Annotated in this window: 17 protein-coding genes; 8 read left to right on the forward strand and 9 right to left on the reverse strand. The window is 36.0% G+C overall.

Translation table 11 applies throughout. The features are described 5' to 3' along the window. Positions 1 to 211 precede the first annotated feature (211 nt). Both MHH96_RS04805 and MHH96_RS04810 read left to right on the forward strand, forming a co-directional pair. Positions 212 to 1651: an NAD(P)-binding domain-containing protein gene (locus MHH96_RS04805; protein ID WP_095321969.1), complete on the forward strand. Its 1440-nt coding sequence runs from the start codon at positions 212 to 214 to the stop codon at positions 1649 to 1651. A 129-nt stretch (positions 1652 to 1780) separates the two neighbouring features. Continuing rightward, the gene (locus MHH96_RS04810; RefSeq protein ID WP_341116831.1) at positions 1781 to 3787 is read left to right on the forward strand and encodes a catalase; all 2007 of its coding nucleotides are present in this window, start codon (positions 1781 to 1783) and stop codon (positions 3785 to 3787) included. On the opposite strand, the gene MHH96_RS04815 is transcribed toward MHH96_RS04810, so the two are convergent. Next, the gene (locus MHH96_RS04815) at positions 3671 to 4102 is read right to left on the reverse strand and encodes an NAD(P)H-dependent oxidoreductase (protein ID WP_341116832.1); all 432 of its coding nucleotides are present in this window, start codon (positions 4100 to 4102) and stop codon (positions 3671 to 3673) included. The two genes, MHH96_RS04810 and MHH96_RS04815, sit on opposite strands and share 117 nt — an antisense overlap. Positions 4103 to 4182: 80 nt before the next feature. Here MHH96_RS04815 and MHH96_RS04820 point away from each other — a divergent pair, with 80 nt between their 5' ends. The 5 genes from MHH96_RS04820 to MHH96_RS04840 all read left to right on the forward strand — a co-directional run bounded on the left by MHH96_RS04820 (position 4183) and on the right by MHH96_RS04840 (position 9053). After that, complete coding sequence (locus MHH96_RS04820) at positions 4183 to 4341, forward strand: hypothetical protein (RefSeq protein ID WP_156485388.1); 159 nt, start codon at positions 4183 to 4185, stop codon at positions 4339 to 4341. A 288-nt stretch (positions 4342 to 4629) separates the two neighbouring features. Further along, positions 4630 to 5280, forward strand: a complete 651-nt coding sequence (locus MHH96_RS04825; protein WP_341116834.1) for an SIMPL domain-containing protein — start codon at positions 4630 to 4632, stop codon at positions 5278 to 5280. Between the two features lie 272 nt (positions 5281 to 5552). After that, a complete protein-coding gene (guaC, locus tag MHH96_RS04830) occupies positions 5553 to 6536 on the forward strand; it encodes a GMP reductase (RefSeq protein WP_095258290.1) in 984 nt (327 codons plus the stop codon). 317 nt (positions 6537 to 6853) lie between these two features. Then, positions 6854 to 7696 (forward strand): hypothetical protein, encoded by an 843-nt coding sequence (locus tag MHH96_RS04835; RefSeq protein WP_341116835.1) that lies wholly within the window; start codon positions 6854 to 6856, stop codon positions 7694 to 7696. Between the two features lie 211 nt (positions 7697 to 7907). Continuing rightward, entirely contained in the window at positions 7908 to 9053 is a 1146-nt protein-coding gene (locus tag MHH96_RS04840; RefSeq protein ID WP_047940908.1) for a fused response regulator/phosphatase, read from the forward strand. 102 nt (positions 9054 to 9155) lie between these two features. On the opposite strand, the gene MHH96_RS04845 is transcribed toward MHH96_RS04840, so the two are convergent. The 8 genes from MHH96_RS04845 to MHH96_RS04880 all read right to left on the reverse strand — a co-directional run bounded on the left by MHH96_RS04845 (position 9156) and on the right by MHH96_RS04880 (position 21851). Continuing rightward, on the reverse strand, positions 9156 to 10013 hold the full coding sequence (locus MHH96_RS04845; protein WP_047940909.1) for a CheR family methyltransferase: 858 nt from the start codon (positions 10011 to 10013) through the stop codon (positions 9156 to 9158). Positions 10014 to 10025: 12 nt separating this feature from the next. Beyond that, positions 10026 to 12809 (reverse strand): ATP-binding protein, encoded by a 2784-nt coding sequence (locus tag MHH96_RS04850; RefSeq protein ID WP_341116837.1) that lies wholly within the window; start codon positions 12807 to 12809, stop codon positions 10026 to 10028. Between the two features lie 294 nt (positions 12810 to 13103). Then, positions 13104 to 15590 carry a DEAD/DEAH box helicase gene (locus tag MHH96_RS04855; protein ID WP_341116838.1) on the reverse strand — a complete coding sequence of 829 codons (2487 nt, stop codon included), beginning with the start codon at positions 15588 to 15590 and terminating at the stop codon, positions 13104 to 13106. Positions 15591 to 15928: 338 nt separating this feature from the next. Then, positions 15929 to 16870: an ABC transporter ATP-binding protein gene (locus tag MHH96_RS04860; RefSeq protein ID WP_047940911.1), complete on the reverse strand. Its 942-nt coding sequence runs from the start codon at positions 16868 to 16870 to the stop codon at positions 15929 to 15931. After that, the gene (locus tag MHH96_RS04865; protein WP_095320404.1) at positions 16867 to 17922 is read right to left on the reverse strand and encodes an ABC transporter ATP-binding protein; all 1056 of its coding nucleotides are present in this window, start codon (positions 17920 to 17922) and stop codon (positions 16867 to 16869) included. Before MHH96_RS04865 ends, MHH96_RS04860 begins: the two co-directional genes overlap by 4 nt. 18 nt (positions 17923 to 17940) lie before the next feature. Then, positions 17941 to 19095 (reverse strand): oligopeptide ABC transporter permease, encoded by a 1155-nt coding sequence (gene opp3C, locus MHH96_RS04870; protein WP_341116841.1) that lies wholly within the window; start codon positions 19093 to 19095, stop codon positions 17941 to 17943. Between the two features lies 1 nt (position 19096). Continuing rightward, positions 19097 to 20026 (reverse strand): oligopeptide ABC transporter permease, encoded by a 930-nt coding sequence (opp3b, locus tag MHH96_RS04875; protein ID WP_047940914.1) that lies wholly within the window; start codon positions 20024 to 20026, stop codon positions 19097 to 19099. A gap of 154 nt (positions 20027 to 20180) precedes the next feature. Then, the gene (locus MHH96_RS04880; RefSeq protein ID WP_095321965.1) at positions 20181 to 21851 is read right to left on the reverse strand and encodes a peptide ABC transporter substrate-binding protein; all 1671 of its coding nucleotides are present in this window, start codon (positions 21849 to 21851) and stop codon (positions 20181 to 20183) included. Positions 21852 to 22349: 498 nt separating this feature from the next. Between MHH96_RS04880 and MHH96_RS04885 the strand changes: the two genes are divergently transcribed. After that, complete coding sequence (locus tag MHH96_RS04885; RefSeq protein ID WP_095321964.1) at positions 22350 to 22712, forward strand: DUF3899 domain-containing protein; 363 nt, start codon at positions 22350 to 22352, stop codon at positions 22710 to 22712. Positions 22713 to 22790 lie beyond the last annotated feature (78 nt).

The raw sequence follows: 22790 nt of genomic DNA on the forward strand, positions 1-22790 counted from the left end.
ACAAAAGCCAAAATCTAATTAGTAAGTATTATGGCTTTTGTGACTATTCGTTTTTTTGATGAATATCTTTTTTAAACGAATTGACTAAATTAATTTAGAAAATTTAGATATTTTATCCATACAATATGCAAAAGAACATGTTAATATATTGGCATGGTATATCGATGTAAGGAGTTCTTACATCAAATGTGAAAGGGGGATGGCATTCAATATGAGCTTAGAGGACTTAAATAATCGAGTACAAACAGATCTAGCTTATCTTAATTACGGAGGACAAAACTGGGTTCGTCCAAAAATTCATGCGGAAGGACATGTTTTCGATGTGGTCATCGTTGGTGGAGGTCAATCAGGATTAGGGATTGCATTTGGTCTTTTACGCGAAAGAGTATCAAATATTCTTGTTATCGATGAAAATAAAGAAGGACTTGAAGGACCATGGGAAACCTATGCTCGTATGGTCACCTTACGCACTCCTAAACATTTAACTTCCATCGACCTTGGTATCCCTTCACTAACCTTTCGTTCCTGGTGGGAGGCACAATTTGGTAGAGAAGGATGGGAAAAAGTCGACAAAATCCCTCGTGGAGAATGGATGAATTACCTTAGATGGTATCGTGACATTCTGCAATTACCTGTTCAAAACGAAGTGAAATTGACTTTAATTGAACCCATAGAAAAAGGGATACACCGACTCCATATTAAAAGAAAGAGAACCGTTTCATCCTCCTTACTCGCTCGAAAGGTAATTCTAGCAACCGGCATCCAAGGGGGAGGAGAATGGCATGTCCCAGCCATGATATCCGATAATCTCCCTTCTTCTTTATATACTCATACTTCTGCATCCATCGACTTCCCTTCCTTCAGAGGAAAAAGGGTTGCCATTTTAGGTGGGGGTGCATCTGCATTTGATAATGCTAACTTCGCTTTATCACAAGGGGTAGCCGAAGCCCATGTATATGTCCGCCGTCATAAAATGCAGCGCATTAATCCGATTAGGCAGATGGAAGTATCCGGTATGATTGAACATTTTCCCGCCTTAGCAGATGATGATAAATACGCTAGTATTGCCCATTTTTTCCAGCATAACCAGCCACCAACAAATGATACTTTTAATCGAGCGTCTTCCTGGCCCGGTTTTCATTTGCATCTCGGTTCTCCTTGGCTGAAAGTAGCCAAAAAAGGAGAACAAGCAGAAGTAACTACACCAAAGGGAACCTTTTTATTTGATTACTTAATCATTAGCACAGGTTTATTAACAGATCCACGATTGCGTCCAGAACTACGTTTAATCGAAAAGCATATTGCCCGTTGGAAAGATCGTTATAAAGCCCCGGAAGAAATAGCATCTCCTATGCTTGATGCACATCCTTATTTAAGTCATGGCTTTTCTTTCATTAGCCGTGACGCAGAAGGAGAAGCATTACTTCACGGTATATACTCGTTTAATTATGCTGCCCTCATTAGCTGTGGTTTATCTGCTTCAGCATTATCTGGCATGAGATATGGCATTCCCCGTATTGTAACAGCTGTTACGGATGAACTATTTCTGGATGATAAAGACATGAATTTAAAAGACTTTTTTGAATACGATACAGAAGAATTCACTGGAGAATGGCCTGTGAATCAAAAGGATCCCTCCAAAGTTATTTAATAACAAGCTAAGACTCTTTTATGCAGTCTTAGCTTGTTTATTTTGTCGTGTTTTAAATACAGGATGCTGGGTATTAATTAAAAATAACGGATTATAACTGATACATACTATCATTTAGGGGGTATTGAAATGGTAAATAAAAAAATGGACCAATTAAAAAAATACACCATTGATAATGAGCAAAACGCGGGATTAACGACCAATCAAGGCTTAAAAATGGCAGAAGATGAATTCTCCTTAAAAGCAGGATTAAGAGGATCTACTTTAATGGAGGACTTTCACTTTCGGGAAAAAATGACTCATTTTGACCATGAAAGAATTCCTGAGCGCATTGTTCATGCCCGAGGAGTTGGTGCACATGGCGTATTTCAATTATATGAATCCCTTGAAGCCTATACGAAAGCTGACTTCTTAAACGATCCAAATAAAACAACACCTGTATTCGTTCGTTTTTCTACTGTCCAAGGATCTAGAGGTTCTAGTGATACTGTTCGCGATGTACGAGGATTTGCTGTTAAATTTTATACAGATGAAGGTAATTATGATTTAGTTGGCAATAACATTCCCGTCTTCTTCATTCAAGATGCCATTAAATTTCCTGATTTTGTGCACGCTGTAAAACCTGAGCCACATAATGAAATTCCACAAGGAGCAAGTGCACATGACACATTTTGGGACTTCATTGGTCAAAATCATGAATCAGCCCATATGGTAATGTGGGCAATGAGCGATCGTGCTATCCCGCGCAGCCTCCGCATGATGGAAGGTTTCGGAGTCCATACCTTCCGCCTTATAAATAAAGAGGGGCAAGCCCATTTTGTTAAGTTTCATTGGAAACCAAAGCTTGGAATTCATTCACAGGTTTGGGATGAAGCACAAAAGGCTGCTGGAAAAAACCCCGATTTCCACCGTCAGGACTTATACGAGGCGATTGAGAAGGGCGACTATCCTGAATGGGAGCTCGGTCTGCAACTTATTCCTGAAGAAGACGAATTTGCCTTTGATTTCGATATATTAGATCCTACAAAAATATGGCCGGAAGAGGAGGTTCCTGTTAAAATCGTAGGAAAGTTAACCTTAAATCGTAATGTCGATAATTTCTTTGCGGAAACTGAACAAGTTGCTTTCCATCCTGGGCATGTTGTTCCTGGAATCGATTTTTCTAATGATCCATTATTACAGGGACGTCTATTCTCTTATACAGATACGCAATTATCTAGACTTGGCGGACCCAATTTCCACCAAATTCCGATTAACCAACCAGTTTGTCCTTTTCACAATAACCAACGGGATGGTATGCATCAAATGACCATTCACCATGGACAAACAAGCTATCATAAGAATGCATTGAATAATAATCAGCCGGAACCAGTACCTGTTGAGCAAGGCGGTTATGAGCATTACCAAGAAAAGGTAGATGGTAGAAAGGTTAGAGGTCGCAGTGATAGTTTCCTTGATTTCTATTCACAAGCTAAACTTTTTTATAATAGCTTAGCACCATTTGAACAACAACATATAAAAGATGCTTTTAGCTTTGAACTTGGAAAGTGTAAATCAGAAGCGGTGAAAAACAATGCAGTCGCTCTCCTTAATCGAATTGACCGCAGTATTGCGGAAGAAGTGGCAAAAAACATTGGAGCAGTATTACCTCAAGAAAACCTAGAAGTAAAGTCAGTGAAAAAATCTCCAGCCTTAAGCATGGCAAATACCATAAAGAAACCTGACACTCGTTGTGTAGCGATTCTTTTAAATGGAGAGCCGGACAGCGCCCAATTACTTCAATGGGTTCAGGCTTTAGCAGCGAATAAAGTGAATTTCAGCATCGTGGATAAACATCTGCGTACGATAGACGGAGAATTAAAAGTAACGGACACATACGATACTGCTGATGCAAGCCTATTTGATGCTGCACTACTTATTAGCACCAGTACGAAGCTGGAAACGAAAGCTATTGAATTTATCGAAATGACTTTTAATCATTATAAACCTTTAGGTATTTCCATTAATGATTATGCAGCATTAGAAAAAAGCCGCATAACAATAAATGAACCAGGGATATTCGATCTTGCTAAAAATACGATTAATGATTTTATTACAGGTATAGCGGAAGCTCGATTCTGGAATAGAACAGTATAATATAATAAAAGAATGCTTATGTCTTGAAGGCATAAGCATTCTTTTATTCCCTGCGCTCTCCATGTTGCAAACCGTCCCTTCTTTCTTCATTCCTACAAATTGAAATACGTTTTTTTTCATGAGATTCTTATGCATATGGCGTCTTTTATTCTTTTCATCAAAATATAAGATAGGATTAAAATTTTCTTCATATAAATCTAAAAGCTGTATATCTTTTATAAAGCCGTTTTCCCTGCATCCTTCTAACACATTTTTCAATAGGGCACCATTTAAGCTTTCCTTGCTTGGATGTGTAAAGATAATCAATACGTTCATAAAAACCCTCCCATATGGTTATCAATTGATAATTGTTATTTGATAACTTCTGTGCTATTTTACCTTTGAGGTGATTCATTTTGAACGAAGAGCCATTTTTTCAACAGTTTATAACATTTACTGCTTCTGTTTATCAACTAAAGCATGCGTTAACCAATGATTTAAGACCAAATGATTTAACTCCCATTCAGAATAGTATTCTTAATATGTTTCCATTAATCAGCCGTTATCCAAAGTGAAATCAGCGACTGTCTGCAAATATCACTACTGAATACAAGCCGAGATTTGAAAAAATTAACGGAGAAAAATCTAATTAAGAAATTTACAGATGAAAAAATCGCAGAAAATAATTTATGTCACTTTCAGATGAGGGAAAAAGGGTAATGAATCACGTTTTTCTTAAAATGGAAATAAATTAAAGAAACGAATAGGCCACCTTTCTGCTGAAGAATTAGAGGAAATAAATACTGCGATGGCATTTTTACAAGGCAAGATGTTTTTTAATAAATATACAGAGGTGAATAATCATGTACCAGCCCTCCTCCTTTCTACCACCTAAAAGAAGTTTAACGGTATATGGAAATAGCACATTGTCGCTGGAACCAAATATTTGTAAAATAACGCTTGGTATTAATACAGAATCGAAAAGTGTAACAACTGCCCAACAAGAAAATGCCCGTCTACATCAACAAGTCATTACAGCCATTTTGGGTTTAGGCATCCCCTCCTCCAATATCCAAACAATAGACTATACTATTTTTCCGCAATATGACTTTGTGGAAAATAAACAAGTATTCAAAAGTTATAAAGTAACCCATCTGCTATCTATTCTTGTCGAAACCATTCAGCTTGCAGGTAAGGTTATTGATACAGCTGTACAAAACGGCGCGAATCAAGTCATGAGTATTCACTTTGATGTCAGCAGTCGTTCCGAACATTACGAACGAGCGCTTCAAGGGGCCATTAAAGATGCTTTGTCAAAGGCAAGGGCCATTGCTGAAACTCTGCGTATAACTATCGATCCTATCCCAGTAAAGGTTATAGAAATCCCATCTGGTTCTAGTATTCCTCTGCCATTAGCAAAGATGTCGTTTGCGGAGGTTGGAGGAGTGTCTACTAATCTTGAACCCGGACAGCTGACAATTGATGCGAAGGTGGAAGTCAAATTTTCTTACTAAGCACCTTTTATTCCTCCCAAATTAGCTATGCTGAATTCCCGTTGAAAAATCAGATCCCATCACTTTAAAATGCCTTCTATTTTCTAATAAAAGGCATTTTTGCATCCCACTCCTTTATGTAATATATCCTCTTCAAAATGATAACGTTTTAATAAAATTTTCCCATTTCATGAAAAATCTTTGACATCCTGATCAAAATAATGTAAAGTACCTAATGGTCGAACATTTATTAAATAATTCGACCCTAATATTCGTATTTAGGAGTGTATTTAATGGATAACGTGTTTGATTACGAAGATATACAATTAATTCCCGCTAAATGTATTGTGGATAGTCGTTCAGAATGTGATACAACCGTTACACTAGGCGGTCACACATTTAAACTTCCCGTGGTTCCTGCCAATATGCAAACTATCATTGACGAAAAAATCGCTGTATACTTAGCTGAAAATGGCTATTTCTATATTATGCACCGTTTCCAGCCAGAAACGCGCAAGGCTTTTATCCGTGATATGCAATCCCGTGAGTTAATTGCATCTATCAGCGTTGGGGTAAAAACGGAAGAGTATGACTTTATATTACAATTAGCAGATGAAAACTTGGTTCCTGAATTTATTACAATCGATATTGCTCATGGTCATTCTAACGCAGTCATTGCCATGATTAAACACATCAAAAAGCACTTACCTAATAGCTTTGTTATTGCTGGTAACGTGGGAACTCCTGAGGCAGTAAGAGAGCTTGAACATGCTGGTGCAGATGCAACGAAAGTAGGTATCGGCCCTGGTAAAGTTTGTATTACCAAAATTAAAACAGGTTTTGGAACAGGCGGCTGGCAGTTAGCTGCATTGCGTTGGTGTGCAAAAGCCGCAAGCAAACCTATTATTGCAGACGGCGGTATCCGCACACATGGGGATATTGCAAAATCCGTTCGCTTTGGGGCAACAATGGTTATGATCGGCTCTCTTTTTGCTGGACATGAAGAATCTCCAGGAGAAACCATTGAAAAAGATGGAAAGCTTTATAAAGAGTATTTCGGTTCTGCTTCTGAGTTTCAAAAGGGCGAAAAGAAAAACGTGGAAGGCAAAAAAATGTATGTAGAGCATAAAGGTCACTTACAAGATACGTTAACAGAAATGGAACAAGATCTTCAATCCTCTATCTCTTATGCTGGTGGAAACAAATTAGATGCCATTCGCAATGTAGATTATGTTATTGTGAAAAACTCTATTTTTAATGGAGATAAAGTGTATTAAATAAAATAGCACATTAGTAACCCCAACCCTTATACGGAGATGCTAGCATAAATTTTCGTATAAGGGTTGGGTTTTTTTGATTAAACACGAAATGGAAGGGAGCGAATGACCACTCTACTTTTTCCTTACTAGCTTAAAGCATGTTCGTCTTTCTTCATTCTATACTTTATTTTGTGCCAATCTCTTTGATTTTACAAAAACAGCCAATTAGGAGAGTGACATAGGTTAAAATCCCAGTTATAATATAACTAATTTCTAGATTAATCCTCTTGTATCCCCAAAAATAAAATAGCAAAAGAAAGGTTGATTGTACTTTTATGAAGAACTTTTCCTTCCACACAAACCACCGTGAACGAGAAAAATCCCCAGAAACAAGAATTAAACTGATTCCTCTTACCGGCACCCAAAGCAGAAGTGAAATACTAAAGAAAATAGAAATCAGCTCTCAATTTAATATGCGTTATCGAGGACTATATGAATATTATGGAGATGATTTAATAGCATATAAAAAGGAAAATCCTGCTGATTATTTCCGCAATGAATTTCTGCGAACATTCTCCAGCTATCTCACTGACTATCTAGAAGATAACATGCCGACATCTTGGCATAAATGCAAGAAATCTTTTATCGAGTTACTCCTCCTTATTCACCTGCCTAATGCTTTAAAAATTTCCCAGGAACGTAATAGTATGCAGCACTTTATATCTGAATTTAAAAAGTTTTCCATATGGCTGGATCACAGAGAAAAAACAACGTGGACAAAAATGTCAGCTTCTTATGGACAGACATTCCATGAACTACAGTTATGTGAAGATTTGTTAAATAGATTATATCTACAAATGTATCCACAATTTTTTGCATCAGATTGGGATTATCAAAAAGATTTATCAAGAGTTAGGCAGCTCTTAGAGGAATGCACAGAGGTGGAGGATAATTTCTTTCAAATAAGCACTATTGATAGAAACACCGTTTATTTTTCCAATCTTCATACAAAGAAACAATTTCAGGTAAATAATTTTCCGATTGAGGAGCAATTTCTTGGGCTGATTCTTCATGGTTCCATCGGCCGCTTAGAAGGCCATTCATCGTGGTCTCTGCTTCTTACAGCAGGAGTGTATCCAAAGCGAGCAAAAAGATATTTAACTTTAAGAGGAAATTAAGATAAACAATAAAAACATCGAGGCAAAAAAATACATATGCTTCGATGTTTTTTTGTTTATCCATTAATTCTTCTCTTTATATAGGACGTATAATTATTATTATCTAATAAATAACGGTATAATTATAATTATACATAATTGAGGGTTGTTAATTAAATAAGATATACATAAGTTTTCTTATCATCATAATAGACAAGGAGTTATAAGAATTATGACTATTCTTTTAGTAGATGACAATACTGTCAATCTATTTGTAATGGAAAAAATACTTAAAAATGCTGGATACGATGATTGTGTCTCGCTAACCTCAGCTAATGAATTATTTCATTATCTACAACTTGATGCTCCTAATTCCACAGGGAATAGTGTGGACTTAATATTACTTGATATTATGATGCCAGAGATTGATGGCATTGAAGCTTGTAAACGCATTAAAAAAGTGGAAAACCTCAAAGATATTCAGATTATCTTTGTCACAGCATTAGAAGATAAAAATAAACTAGCAGAAGCGTTGGATATTGGCGGCGTTGATTATATTACAAAACCTCTAAATAAAATAGAACTCCTCGCAAGAATACGCGTTGCATTGCGATTAAAAGCAGAACTGGATTGGCATACCCAACATGAAAAAAAGATTCAGTATGAATTAGACTTAGCCACACATGTACAAAGAAGCTTATTAAGTTCACCTTTACAAGACGAACATATGCATATCGAAGTTTCTTACCTGCCTTCTTTTAATCTTGCAGGTGATATGTATTATTGGCATAAAATAGATGAAGATAAATATGCCATTATCCTTTTAGATATGATGGGGCACGGTATTTCTGCCTCTTTAGTATGCATGTTTATCTCCTCTGTCCTAAGAGAATCCGTTAAACAATTAGTACAGCCTGACCTTGTTATAAAAGAATTAAATCGTTATATGACTTTACTAAAAAATGAAAAAGAGGGGCTGCCTTTTTACTTTACAGCTATTTATCTAGTAATCGACACAAAGGAGAAAACAGTAAAGTATGTTAATGCTGGGCATCCTTATGGTTATATGCTAGTTGATGAAAATGATGTTGTGGCATTAGAACAAAGTACTTGTGCTGTAGGATTTTTTGACGAAATGGAAATTAATACAAAGGAGATCTCCTTTGAAAAAGATGTCCAAATTATTCTTTATACGGATGGGGTATTAGAAGCGATGGGCCCTTGTGAATTCGAGGCAGAAAAACAAATCCGATCTATTTCCTCCAAAAGATGGGAACACACTAGTTCTGTAATGGATTATTTACTTACAAAAGAACAGCAGTCTAATCAACCAGATGATATGTGTGTCTTAATGATCCAAGCAAAAGCAAATAACTGACATATTATTGTTGATTATTTACATAATAAAAGAAAAAGGATTTCTCTTCATAGGAGAAATCCTTTTTCTTTATAACAAAGAGGCAGCACTGTTCGAAGAGCCTTAATAAATCTTTTGATAAAGTCTTTCGCCATCATCAAGTTCTCTATATTTTGGCATTACTTCAACAAAACTTAATGTCTCTTTATCCCCTAAACCTAGAAACCCATCTTTACTTAAACTCTCATAAAATAGATGATGCACTTGATTTTGAAGCATTGGGTTAAAGTAAATGAGTACATTTCTACAAATAATAACATGAAATTCATTAAAGGATTGATCTGTTACTAGATTATGCTGCGCAAAAATAATATTTTTCAACAAATCAGAATGAAAGTAAGCATATTGATGATCGGTTTTATAATATTCCGAGAAAGCATTCTTCCCACCAGCAAGCATATAATTTTTCGTATATGCTTGCATTTTGTGGAGAGGAAATGCACCTTTGCTTGCCTTTTCCAGCACAGTTTCATTCATGTCTGTTGCATAAATAACCGTCTTATCCTTCAATCCCTCTTCTTCTAATAAAATAGCCATAGAAAAGACTTCTTCGCCAGTAGCACAACCAGCATGCCATATCCGAATTTCTTCAAGATTTCGTAAATGCGGGATGATTTGTGCTCTAAAAGAACGAAAAAAGCTTGGATTCCTAAACATTTCTGTTACATTGATTGAAAAATCATTAAGAAGTTGTTCAAGGAATGCCTCTTCATGAATCACTCTTTCCAGCAGCCTCGTAATCGTAGGAATATTATCCATCTTCATTCTATAGTAAATTCTGCGTGTAATAGAAGATCGGTTATATTGACGAAAATCAAAACCTGATAATCGAAAAATCCCTTCGAGCAGCAGATCTACTTCGATGTCTGCATGATCTTGGTTCTCTACCTCTTGATCATTATTCAGGAATGGATAATCCATCTCCGTTCCTCCTTACTTTGCTAACCATACTCTTAAGACGGAGTATAATTGATCCAAATCTAGCGGCTTACTGATATAATCAGATGCTCCCGCCTCTAAACATTTTTCACGGTCATTCTTCATCGCCTTTGCCGTTAATGCGATAATAGGTATCTCTGTCAGATTCAGCGTTTGGCGGATAATTGTCATGGTTTCATAACCATTCATATTCGGCATCATAATATCCATTAGTATCACATCTAAATCTGTAGTTCTATCCAGAATGTCCAAACATTCCTTTCCGTTATAGGCAACAAGGACATCCATCCCTCTTTTTTCAAGCGTCGTTTTAAGAGCAAAGATATTACGATTATCATCGTCTACAATCAATACCTTTTTCCCTTTAAACACATCCTCATTCTCATCCTTAGAAATCACGATTTCTGTTTTTCTTTCTTCTTCCTGCTTTTGTTCTTCTTTATCTATTTCTTGTCGAGCTTCTTGCTTTTTCACTTCTATTGTAGCAGCTACATTCATCTCACTAATATTGAGCTGAGTGTCTGCTATTCCATTTGGAAGACTTGGAATAATGAGGGTAAAAGTACTTCCCTTGCCTTCCTCACTCTTCAAGGAAATCCAGCCACCTAGCAATCTAGCAAACTCTCTACAAATGGAAAGGCCTAAGCCAGTACCTCCATATTTACGTACAGTTGCTCCATCTGCCTGCTGGAATGTTTCAAAGATTAATTTATGCTTATCTTTCGGTATGCCAATACCAGTGTCTGTTACAGAAATATCTAGCCAATCATTGCTTAATTCTCTCATACTGCGGCTAATCTGGTTTCTCTTCTTAATATTTAAGGAAACTGTTCCGCTTTCCGTAAATTTAAAGGCATTGGATAATAGATTTTTAATAATTTGTTGGAATCTCTTTTCATCTGTAAATACGATATCTTGGAGACCTTCCTGTTTATTTACTAAAAATTCTACTTCCCTCTGGTTAGCGATAGGTGCGAAGCTTCGCTCCAATTGTGAAGTAATATCATGGATGCTTACTTCTGCAAAATGAACATCAAGCTTGCCTGCCTCTACTTTGGATAGATCAAGAATATCATTTATAAGCGAAAGAAGATCTTTACCAGAAGAATGAATAACATTTGCAAACTCCATTTCTTCTTCCGATAGGTGATTCGACTCATTCTCCGCTAACATTTCTGAAAGAATTAGAATGCTATTTAGCGGAGTTCTTAATTCATGAGACATATTAGCTAAAAACTCTGATTTATAATTAGAATTTTGAATAACCAACTCTGTTTTCTCTTCTAATTCCTCTTTTGCTTTTTCTAAATCCCTTGTCTTCGCTTCTGCTTCTCTTGTTCGATCTTCGAGCTGTTCATTAGTAGCCATCAGTTCTTCTTTTTGCATTTGCAGTTCTTCTGATTGTGACTGTAATTCCTCTGACTGTGTTTGCAGCTCTTCTGATTGAACTTGTAACTCTTCCGTCATTGCTCTAGATTCATTTAACAAACGGACGATTTCCATTCTACCCATAATACTATTAATCGTTAGTCCAAATGTCTCCACTACCCCGGTAATGAGATTTTGTTGAAGGGCTGTAAATTCTGTCATGGTTGCAAGTTCAAGAACCGCAATAGTCTCTCCTTCAAACAGAACGGGTACAATGATAATACTGCGTGGAGAAACATCCCCTAGCCCTGTTGCAATTAAGCGATAATCACTTGGAATTTCTTGATAATGCAAGACGCGCTGTTCTTTGGCACTTTGACCAATCAGACCTTCTCCTAATTGAAAAGTATCTCGAGCAATCGTATCTCCAGATTCAGCAAATGTTGCCGTTTTTACATAGGTTTCCTTTTTTTGTTGAGTATCTTTCACATAAAAGGCTCCAAAGCTTGCATTTGTTTTTTGTGCTATTTCTGTTATAAACACACTAGCCAATGATTCAATAGAAGGAATCCCTTGAATTTTCATCACAATATCAGCAACGTTTGATTGTAACCATTCTCTTTGCTCAACGGTATCAAGAAGGCTATTTGTCACTTCTGCCAGCTCTCTTATTTCATCGTTTGTCCGGACATGAATACGAGTACTGACATTTCCTTTAGAGGCAGCTATTGTTTTAATAGACTCTGTTACTTCCTTTATTGTTCTAACAATCGATTTAGAGGTTTGGCCAGCCAGACTAATAGCAACAAGAGAAATCAAGACTAATACGCCGAATAGTCCTACTGTTAAAGCATTATTTTGTTGGTCCAGCTTTGTTGCCCGCTTGGCCGACGCAGTCTTCTCTGTATCTCTAAGATTCGTAAACTTTTCTGTAATCTCGTTTATGTAATCCCGTCCATTATCCTCTTTGAAAAATTCATCAAGTTCTTCTGTATTATTTTGTGCTTTGTATTGAATGGTTGGCTCACCAGCCGTATTAATCCAATTCAAAATGTTTTCCTTTATTTCGAGTAAATTCTGCTGCTGTACAGGTTTATTACTCAATAATTGATACAATTCCTCAAATTGCTCTTTCCAATTTTCCTTCCCATCATTATACGGAATTAAGTAACTTTGGTTACCTGTGATTATGTAGCCACGCTGACCTGTCTCCATATCTAATACACTTTTCTCAATGGAAGATGTAAGTTCATGTATGCGAGAATCGTAATTGATAATCGAATTACGTTCCTGTTGAAGGGAGCGTATTTGATTATTTAGTAAAATTACTGACACAAGTAAGCAAAGAATGATAACAATGTAACCAAGGATAATTTTGGAGCGAATGCCAAACTTAAATTTCGAATCCATTTGATTACCTTCCTTAACTTATTTTCTATTTTAATAGTATAGTATTTACAATAAAAATGAAAAGGGAATTTGTTCTATTTTCTTCTTATTCATCTAGTTTATATTACTTTTTTTATCGCTTCAACTTTACAAGCCTATGCTTTATATTACCTACTAATGATTTAGTAAACAAAACGGTGCTTGAGTAACACTTTACTTTTCCATTGCTTGCAACGGGGAAAACAAAGGGTGAGAATGACTATATTTGCCGCTTCTCACCCTTCTCTGACATTCAAAGCCCTTATGTGTATTAATTTACATCTGATAAAAACAATCATTACAAACAGCAAACTTAAATTTAGCTGCTAGTTCTTTCCCACATTTCTTGCATTGCTTCGTCCGTTTCTTCCCTTTAATCCCTGTCTTTAACTGATCGTTTATTTGGTCACTCAATTCCAGTCTTACCTTTTCCCAATAATAAGCTTCTGTCCTTCTTTCTAATCTATATAGAAATAATAAGTGAAGACCAATCGCTTTGTAAGCGAGTTCCAGTTCCTCCAGACTATCTTGTTTAATTTTCGGTTCTGGTAAATCCCTGTTTTCCACAATTGCCTCCATATTTACTTTCCATTGCGCTCGTAATGAGGCTTCACTTGTGGCGAATGGTAGTTTCAGAAAACTAAATAAATCATGCAGGGACATTCTCGCTTCGACCATTGTATCCATAATCATTTCATATAGCTGCATTTCCTCGGTCAGTGAGGCCTTTTTTGTTCCTTCTGGACTTCTAAAATGTCCCCATAAATAAAAGAACAGCCCTAGATTATTGGAATACTTTTGAAACCTTTCTAAAACAGCACTTGTTGGTGCTATTGTGAATCCATACAAGTCTTCATCTCTTTTTTCTAATAAATACATCATTCTTTTACGGTCACTGGTGAAAGCAACCCGCCCAATATCATATATTCCCTTTCTTCCTGCTCTACCTGCAATCTGCTTCACTTCCTGTGAGGTTAACATCCTTCTTCTTATCCCATCAAATTTGTCATTCTCTAAGAAGACAATTCTCCTTATTGGTAAATTAAGCCCCATCCCAATTGCATCTGTTGAAACAATAACTTTCGTTTCTCCATTAATAAAACGCTCCATTTGTTTTTTTCTTGCTTCTGGTGGCATACTTCCATAAATTATACTGACTTGCCACCCTTTTCTTTGTAATTCAGAGGCTGTTTCTAAGACACTTCTTCTTGAGAAACACACTAATGCGTCTCCTTTTCTTGTATGACTTAATTGAAACAACTCATTTTCTACCTGTAACGGTGTCTCCCGTCGATATTCATGAACCTCTACATCTATATCACCTAATAACTGCAAAATCATGTTTTTGGCATGCAGACTAGCAATAATATGGACCTCTTTTGCATTTGCCTTAGTGATAGCGCGATACCATGAAAATCCCCGTTCTCTGTCCGCAATCATTTGTGCCTCATCAATGACAACAACTTCGTAAAAATCCTTTTCGTGAAACATTTCTACTGTACTCGATTGATGTTGAGCCTCTAGAACAAGCTTCTCTTCTTCCCCTGTTTTTAGCGAACATGGAACTCCTTGCTGATTTAGCTTCTCATATATTTCTAATGCTAATAATCTCAATGGAGCTAAATATAAACCGCTTGTAGCTTCCATCATTCGGTTAATTGCTTGAAACGTTTTACCAGTATTCGTTTCTCCAGTATGAAGGATATATTTAACATCTATATTGGTTGGAGGATAATATTCTCTTCCAAATATATCCTCAATCATTCTTGCTTCTTCTTCTTTACGTCGTCTTTGCTCCTCTCGATCTTCTGCTTCCTTCTGTTCCTTCCTTTGACGGTCTTTTTCCATAATCTCTTTATGAATTTCTACATCAAAAGGAATATCTAATAATTTTTCCAAATCGATTACATACTCAGAAAACAATTCCTCAAGAAACTCTTCTGTTATTTCTTCCAGTAAAGGCGTGCTTATTTCTAGTAAAATGGAATTGCTTAAGGAATGGTCAAATATGTCTTCATATTCTTTTTTTATTCGAGTAGGCAATTTATCTTTAAGCCATGTCGGCAAAAAATCAATTAAATGCTGAAAAATTAAATTTTCATATGCTTCTGTCCGGTCTTCCAAAAAGTAAAATTGGTTATAGGGCATATTCATTTCATTTGATAAATATTCTTCAAAGGTTAATTCCATCGAAGATAAAACAATGCCATTCCGTTCTATCTCTAGCGCGATATTGCTTCCTGTTAAATAGCGAATATAGAGAAACAATTCCTCATAATGCTTTTCCATTAATTGCTCAATATAATAAGAGAATTTCATTTTATATTTACGTTTCTCTTCTAGATCTTTCTGTTCTTCTACGTTTTGCAAATAGCTTTTTCGTCTTTCTTTATACCTTTTTTCCCATTCTTCTTTATTATCCCCTAGGTTTGTTCTTAACCATTCTTCATAAGGGAATACTTCAACCTTGCGAATTTCACTTCTAAATAATCGGTTAATAACCTTTTTATTAAGATCATTAATGTCCAATCCCTTATTCGTGAGATATTGCTTCTTCTCAGCATACTTGACATGACTAGTTGCGGTATTAAGCCAAGTATTTAGCCAAATTTGCTCTATAAATACTTTTCGGTCATCCATATATTGTTCAAAAGGAGGCAGACAATCTTGTTTCTCTAAATACTTATTAACATCATTCAATATATGGTTTTTTGTTTGTTGAATCGCTTTATCGTATTGCGGTTTTAATATTGGATTTATCATGATGAACTCCTATAGAAATGTTATACCATTCTTATTTTTCTTTATTTTATCTTAGACATGTAGTTTTTTTAAAATTTTTTAGACTTTCTCCCATTTTTCATTGGACTTTATTAACGATCATAACATGGATACTAAACTAAAAAGTTGTTATATTGATTTATTTTATTCCATGTCGCTTTTTATCGTTTATTTGCACACGATTTTTGTGTTTTGGAAGATTATTTCTTAAAAATAGGGGAAAGTAAGTAAAGGATGATTTCTCGGGAAATAAAAAAATCCTTGCACGTTGGCAAGGATTATTTGGAAGGGTCTTCTTTAATAGAGTAAATTTTGTTAACTTAGTTTTTCTTAAGACTTAATTCTTTTTTATACTTCTCTAGTTCTTTCTCTGTGCAGCGTACAAAGTGACCTGGAGTTACTTCTCTTAACTCAGCCGGTTCACTAGTATCATGTACAGATGGATCATATGCAATTCTCTTGCGCTCACGTTCATAACGTGGATCTGGAAGTGGAATTGCGGATAATAATGATTTTGTGTATGGGTGAATTGGGTTTTCATACAATTCATCTGCTTCTGCAAGCTCTACCATATTCCCCATATACATAACACCAATACGATCACTAATATATTTTACCATGGAAAGATCATGGGCAATAAATAAATAAGTCAATCCACGCTCTTTTTGAAGCTTTTTCAGAAGATTTACTACCTGTGCTTGAATAGAAACGTCTAGTGCAGAAATAGGCTCATCACAGATAATGAAATCTGGCTCAACAGCTAGGGCGCGAGCAATCCCAATTCTCTGCCTTTGACCGCCGCTGAATTCGTGCGGGAAGCGTGTAGCATGCTCTTTATTCAACCCAACTACTTCAAGGAGTTCTTCGACTCTTTGACGACGTTCTTCTGGTGTTTTTGCAAGATTATGATTATCAATTCCTTCTGCAATAATATCAAGTACAGTCATGCGTGGATTTAGAGAAGAATGTGGATCTTGGAAAATCATTTGCATTTTTTGATTAAATTTGCGAAGCTCTGCCTTTGATTTTTTCCCGTGCACATCTTCGCCTTCAAATTTCACTTCTCCACCTGTTGCATCGTAAAGACGGATGATTGTTCTACCTGTTGTTGATTTTCCACAACCAGATTCTCCAACCAGACCAAAAGTTTCTCCTTTAAAAATATCAAAGGATACACCGTCTACGGCTTTAATGATTCTATCTCTACCTGCGGAAAAGTGTTTTTGCAAGTTTTTTACTTCTAGTAATTTTTCTCTAGTCAACGTTTTTCACCGTCCTTGCGACCTGTTTTGGAGAAACCAAGCATTCTTTGCTTAACAGCTTCTGGCGGCTCAACCTTTGGTGCATCTTCATGCAATAACCAGGTTGCAGCATAATGCGTATCAGAAACTTTAAACATTGGCGGCTCCATTACTGTATCGATTTCTAGCGCAAATTGATTTCTAGGCGCAAATGCATCTCCTGCTGGAGGCTTTAACATATTCGGCGGGCTTCCAGGGATAGCGAAAAGCTCTTCATCCGTACTATCTAGGGTTGGCATCGATCCAATCAATCCCCAAGTATATGGATGCTTTGGATTATAGAAAATATCATCTACTGTGCCAATTTCAACAATTTTTCCAGCATACATAACAGCAACACGGTCTGCCACATTCGCCACAACACCAAGGTCATGCGTAATAAAAATAATCGCACTATCTGTTTTCTTTTGAATATCTTTCATCAATTCTAGGATTTGCGCCTGAATCGTAACATCAAGTGCTGTTGTTGGTTCATCGGCAATTAAAATCTTTGGGTTACACGCAAGAGCAATCGCTACAACCACACGTTGACGCATTCCACCTGAGAATTGATGCGGAAACTGATTAATGCGGATTTCCGGCTGTGGAATACCAACTAATTCGAGTAATTCTAAGGCACGCTTTTTTGCATCAGACTTATTCATATTTTGATGCTTTATTAAGCCTTCCATGATTTGGTTACCAATTTTCATTGTTGGGTTTAAAGAAGACATCGGGTCTTGAAACACCATGGAAATATCTTTTCCGCGAATTTTTTGCATTTCTTTTTTTGACTTTTTTACAAGATCTTCGCCTTCAAATAATATTTCTCCACTTTTGATGACACTTTGCGGTTCAGGAAGAAGTCTCATTAAAGCATTGGACGTAACGGATTTACCAGAACCGGACTCTCCTACAATTGCTAATGTTTCCCCTTTATTTAACTCAAAGCTCACACCGCGAACAGCTTGTACTTCACCGTTGTAGGTGTTAAATGATACTCTTAAATCTTTGACTTCTAATAATTTACTCATTTATAAACACCTACTCTCTTATTTATGCATTTTAGGATCGAATGCATCACGTAATCCATCACCTAATATATTGAATGCAATCATTAATACTGACAATACAGTCGCTGGGAAAACTAATAGATATGGGTACAATCGTAAATTAGCAAATCCTAGTTCAATTAATGCCCCTAATGAAGCATTAGGCGGAACAATACCAAGTCCGATAAAGCTTAGGAATGCTTCGAAGAAGATAGCTCCAGGAATCGAGAACATGGTATTAACAATAATTATCCCCGTAATATTCGGAACTAAATGTTTTCTAATAATTGTACCATTTGTCGTTCCTAATGTTCTTGCTGCCAGTACAAATTCTTGGTTGGTAAGTTTAAGTACCTCACCACGAACAATCCTAGACATTCCAATCCATCCTGTAATCGCTAAGGCAATAACAATAGAGACAATTCCTGGCTGGAGAATCAGCATCATTAATAGAATAATTACTAAGTTTGGTATCCCTACTAATATTTCGGCGATACGCTGCAAGACGTTATCGACTCTCCCGCCATAGAATCCAGATACCCCGCCATACGTTACACCGATTACTAAATCGAGTATAGCAGCGACAAACGCAATGATTAACGATACACGAGTACCTTCCCAAAGTCTTGTCCATTGATCACGGCCCAGTGTATCCGTACCAAACCAGAAATACGTATCATCCATATCTTTTGCTTCATAAATATGGTAGGTTGCTCTTACGGCAGCAGAATTTCTTGTGCCGTCGCCTTCCTCTAAAACTTTGATATCAACAAACTCATCTGTACTTTTATATCGAGCCATTGCTTTTGCAGTTGCATCCTCTACATTCGTACCTTCATATCTACCAGATAATGTACCATCTAAGCCTAACCAAGAAACATTCTCTAAAACTGGTATTCTAGGAGGAAGCTTCGCACGGGAAAGGTTCTGTCCATCGTTTCCGTAGTCATTCATATGTGGTCCAATAATACTCATTACGATTATTAATAGTATTATAAATATACTGACAATTGCCGGCTTATTTTTTAATAACGTTCTTCTCGCATCCTGAGCAAAGGTTCTGCTTGGCGCAGAAATTTTCTCACTTGTATTCTCTTCTTGCTTAAGAGGTCTAAATAAATTTTTATCTATTTGATTAAGATTCTTTTTATCCATTTTATTTTTTTCCTCCTGCAATTCTAATTCTCGGATCAATTAATCCATATAGGAGGTCAATGATTAAAATTATAATAACAAAGCCAAAAGCAAACATTAAGGTTGTTCCCATAATTGTTGGATAATCATTTACAGTAACAGATGTAACAAATTGCTCCCCAATTCCAGGAATAGCAAAAATTTTCTCTATAACCAATGATCCTGTCATTAAACCAACGGCCATTGGACCTATAACGGTAACTAGCGGAATCAGTGCATTGCGCAATCCATGTTTGAAGATAATTCCTGCTTCTGTAACACCTTTTGCACGAGCTGTCGTTATATAATTTGAATGCAATACCTCAATCATTTCTGTTCTTGTAAACCTCGCCGCAACCGCTAATGGAGAGATTGCAAGTGCAATGGTTGGTAGAATCGTATATTCAAAGCCGCCCCAAAGCGCAACAGGCAGTATATCCCATCTTACTGCAAAGAAATATTGTAATAGTCCGGCAAATACGAACGAAGGAACCGATGTTCCCAGTACGGCAATAACTGTTGAGGTGTAATCGATTGGACCATTCCTATAAATCGAAGCTATCAAGCCTAGAAGAATCCCAAGCACTGTTCCTAACACTAATGCCTGTCCACCTAGAAGCGCGGAAGGACCGATTTTTGATGATAAAATTTTTGTAACAGGGGTATTATCAAATTTAAACGAAACCCCTAAATCCCCTTGCACAAGGTTTCCTAAATAACGAACATACTGAACTGGAATAGGATCGTTCAGTCCATACTTTTCCAAAATGATTGTTTTTTGTTCTTCACTTAACTTATCTTCTGCCTGCAGCGGACTTCCCGGAAGGAATTTCATCAGGAAGAAGGAGACTGTCGCGATAATGAATAACGTGATGAACATATACCATAAACGTCGAAGAAGATATCGAGCCATCTGTGCACCTCCTAATTTTCTTTGTTTATTATAGCATAATAATTTATTTTTGCTATAATCAGAATTTTCCTACTCAAAAATACAAGAGAGTATATGCTATAAAAGCATACACTCCCTCTTATTTCATAGCATCGAATTTTTCATAAAAGCAAAATTATTCTGCAGATCCCATAGATACCCATTTGTATTCATAAGTTGGTCCAAATGGATTATCAATTAAGCCTTGAATTTTTGGTGATGATAGGAATGCGCCAGCACGTTGATATACAGGAGCGATTGCTGCATCATCAAATAGAATTTTTTCAGCTTTTAAGAAGTTTTGGTAACGAGCTTCATTGTCTGTAGCAAGAGTTGTTGTCGTTTCTTCTAACAACTTATCGTACTCAGGATTTGAGTAACCCATTTTGTTGTTTCCGCCATCTGTAATCCATAGGCTTAAGAATGTATATGGATCAAGGTAGTCAGGTCCCCAACCAGCTAATTGAAGATCATAATCTTGGTTTTTATCTAAGTCTAAACGTTGTTCAAATGGTACTTGTTTCAATGTTACTTTTAAACCTGGTAGGTTTGTTTGTAACTGATTAGCTAAGTATTCATTCATTGTTTTCGATACGTCTGTATCTCCACCAAGGAATTCGATTTCTACTGATTTAGTACCTAATTCTTTTAAGCCTTTTTCCCAGAATTCTTTCGCAGCAGCAGTATCATATTTTACTAAATCACCACTAACTTCACGGAAGTCACCGCTGCCATCTGGCATTGGAGTAAATTTAGCTGGAATTAAACCGTTAGCAACTAAAGAACCATTGTTTAGGATAGTGTTTACTAATGACTCTTTATCAAACGCACGGCTGATCGCTGCACGGATGTTTTTATTAGCAAGTGCTTTGTTTCTTGTTTCGTTAATTTTTAGATAGAACACTGAGTTATCAGCTTTAATTGTATAGTCTTCATGAGAAGAGTATTGGTCAACTAAGTCTGATGATAATGAAGCACGGTCAACTTCGCCTTTTTCATATAGGTCAACCATTGTTTGAGCGTCTTTTACTACTACATAGTTGATTTTTTCTAACTTAACTGTATCTGCATCCCAGTATGTGTCGTTTTTAGCAAGATTCCACTTTTGCGCAGTACTTTCCCAGTTTTCTAAAACAAATGGACCGTTTGATAAAAGAGTGTCAGAGCTAGTCGCGAATTTATCGCCTTTTTCTTCCACAAATTTTTGATTTAATGGTAAGAATGTACCGAATGTTGTTAATGATTCAAAATACGCAGTTGGGTTAGCAAGTTCAACAACTAAAGTATGGTCGTCTTCTGCTTTAACTCCTAGTTCTTCTACTTTCTTTTCGCCTTTATTGATTTCTGTAGCGTTTTTGATTACGCCACCCATCATATATGGACCGTACTCAGAACCAGTGTCAGGATTTACTGCACGCTGCCAAGCATAAACAAAATCGTTAGCAGTTACAGGATCTCCGTTTGACCATTTAGCATCTTCACGTAACTTGAATGTCCAAGTTAAACCATCTTTAGATACTTCGTGAGATTTTGCAATACCTGGTTCTACCTTAGCGTCTTTACCTAAACGATAAAGACCTTCCATAGTAGCTCCTAAGAATTGGAAACCGTATTCATCTGTTGCTTTTGATGGATCCATAGATGGAATCGCATCTCCATTAATTAAGTTTAATTCTTGTTTCACATCTTTATTTTCTGCTGACTTATCTGAACCTTTAGACCCTTTGTCGTCGCCACCAGAACATGCCGCTAAAAATACACTTAACACTAACGTCAGTGAAAGCAGCCAAGTAAATTTGCGCTTCATTAAAAAAGACCCCCCATTGTTATATTATTCTGTAAATTACATCTAAAAAAGAAGCTAAAGAGAGTATACTATTATTCTAGTAGAGTTGTAAAGACTAAATATAGAGATAATTTCAAATATTGTTATACTAAAACAGCACTATACTGCATTAAAACAATAAAGACAACGCTTACTTTTTTGATAAAATTCTAAAAATTATTATCAAAAAAGAGGGGAAAAACACTTCAAAAGGCCCCACTATTGTAAAATATATCCATATGCCAATATACTTTTTCTCCATATATTAGCAGATTATTTTATTATACTAGAATTTTTTAGCGAGTGCTGTTTCACATAACAGTGGTCTATTACAACTTTTAGTGTAAAAGGTAAATAAAAATACTGGTTTTCTGAAATATTGAATTTCTATCCCTTTTTCTAAAAATGTACTTTCAATTAGAGTTAAGGTAAAATACTTTTATTCGTGATTAAAAACTTAATTAAAAAAGGTGAAACTTCATGCAAAATAAAAAATGGTCTATATTTCTTATAAATCTCTTTCTTACATTCATTCTTTTTTTTATCTCTTCATCGTCATATTCTTTTGTTCATTATATTAATGCCGTCTTTTATTTAACTTTCTTTTATATTGTTATTTTTCTATTTATGTATATTGCTAAGGGCGGTTTTTTCGACGGAGTAACATTCAGTTTCAGACGGTTCCATCATGTTATTCTAAAAAGTAATGATTATTTAGAAGAATGGAAGGAGAAGCCTCTTCCTTCTCAAAAATTTAATAAAAGGTTTTACTCTGTTCTTAAGTTCCAAGTTATATCTTTATTTGTTTATTTACTAATTTTATTGATAATTTACTATATCTAATAAGATGGAGTTTTATAGTAATCTTTTATCCCGTCCATTCTCCCTATTTCTCTAAAACGTAGGAATATTTATTTAATT

Origin of the sequence: Niallia sp. FSL K6-0212 (assembly GCF_038007605.1) — a bacterium.
Lineage (GTDB): Bacteria > Bacillota > Bacilli > Bacillales > Cytobacillaceae > Niallia > Niallia circulans.

Bases quoted from the DNA above. Each gene is read 5' to 3' on its own strand.
- MHH96_RS04805 (WP_095321969.1), top strand. From the start codon at position 212: ATGAGCTTAGAGGACTTAAATAATCGAGTACAAACAGATCTAGCTTAT.
- MHH96_RS04810 (WP_341116831.1), top strand. From the start codon at position 1,781: ATGGTAAATAAAAAAATGGACCAATTAAAAAAATACACCATTGATAAT.
- MHH96_RS04815 (WP_341116832.1), bottom strand. From the start codon at position 4,102: ATGAACGTATTGATTATCTTTACACATCCAAGCAAGGAAAGCTTAAAT.
- MHH96_RS04825 (WP_341116834.1), top strand. From the start codon at position 4,630: ATGTACCAGCCCTCCTCCTTTCTACCACCTAAAAGAAGTTTAACGGTA.
- guaC (WP_095258290.1), top strand. From the start codon at position 5,553: ATGGATAACGTGTTTGATTACGAAGATATACAATTAATTCCCGCTAAA.
- MHH96_RS04835 (WP_341116835.1), top strand. From the start codon at position 6,854: ATGAAGAACTTTTCCTTCCACACAAACCACCGTGAACGAGAAAAATCC.
- MHH96_RS04840 (WP_047940908.1), top strand. From the start codon at position 7,908: ATGACTATTCTTTTAGTAGATGACAATACTGTCAATCTATTTGTAATG.
- MHH96_RS04845 (WP_047940909.1), bottom strand. From the start codon at position 10,013: ATGGATTATCCATTCCTGAATAATGATCAAGAGGTAGAGAACCAAGAT.
- MHH96_RS04850 (WP_341116837.1), bottom strand. From the start codon at position 12,809: ATGGATTCGAAATTTAAGTTTGGCATTCGCTCCAAAATTATCCTTGGT.
- MHH96_RS04855 (WP_341116838.1), bottom strand. From the start codon at position 15,590: ATGATAAATCCAATATTAAAACCGCAATACGATAAAGCGATTCAACAA.
- MHH96_RS04865 (WP_095320404.1), bottom strand. From the start codon at position 17,922: ATGAGTAAATTATTAGAAGTCAAAGATTTAAGAGTATCATTTAACACC.
- opp3C (WP_341116841.1), bottom strand. From the start codon at position 19,095: ATGGATAAAAAGAATCTTAATCAAATAGATAAAAATTTATTTAGACCT.
- opp3b (WP_047940914.1), bottom strand. From the start codon at position 20,026: ATGGCTCGATATCTTCTTCGACGTTTATGGTATATGTTCATCACGTTA.
- MHH96_RS04880 (WP_095321965.1), bottom strand. From the start codon at position 21,851: ATGAAGCGCAAATTTACTTGGCTGCTTTCACTGACGTTAGTGTTAAGT.
- MHH96_RS04885 (WP_095321964.1), top strand. From the start codon at position 22,350: ATGCAAAATAAAAAATGGTCTATATTTCTTATAAATCTCTTTCTTACA.